We start from the raw sequence: 281 nt of genomic DNA, 5'->3' as shown, positions 1-281 counted from the left end.
ATCCAGATCCAGCAACAGCTGAGCCAGCCGGGCACGGCGCTCAGTACCGGCAACAGCACGATCACCGAGGACACCTACGACAACCGCGGCGAGCAGCTGAGCCAGACCGAGGGCGTCGGCACCGCGCTCGCGCAGACCACAAGCGCCACCTACGATGCCTTCGGGCGTGTCACCCGCCGCACCGACGGCAACGGCAACGCGATCACATACCGCTACGACAACCTGGGCCGCCAGGTCTCGAGCAGCCAGCTGGTACAGGGCGCCGCGCGCAGCACCCAGAC

General features: G+C 68.3%; 1 protein-coding gene. It reads left to right on the top strand.

Annotated features, from left to right (window positions below):
* A partial coding sequence (locus ISP15_RS18675; RefSeq protein ID WP_404549504.1) for a hypothetical protein occupies positions 1–281 on the top strand: 281 nt, incomplete at both ends.

This window comes from Dyella jejuensis (assembly GCF_044904675.1).
GTDB classification, from domain to species: Bacteria; Pseudomonadota; Gammaproteobacteria; order Xanthomonadales; family Rhodanobacteraceae; genus Dyella_B; species Dyella_B jejuensis.
The sequence above is the reverse complement of the archived record's forward strand: the minus strand, read 5'-3'. Positions and strand labels throughout refer to the sequence as shown.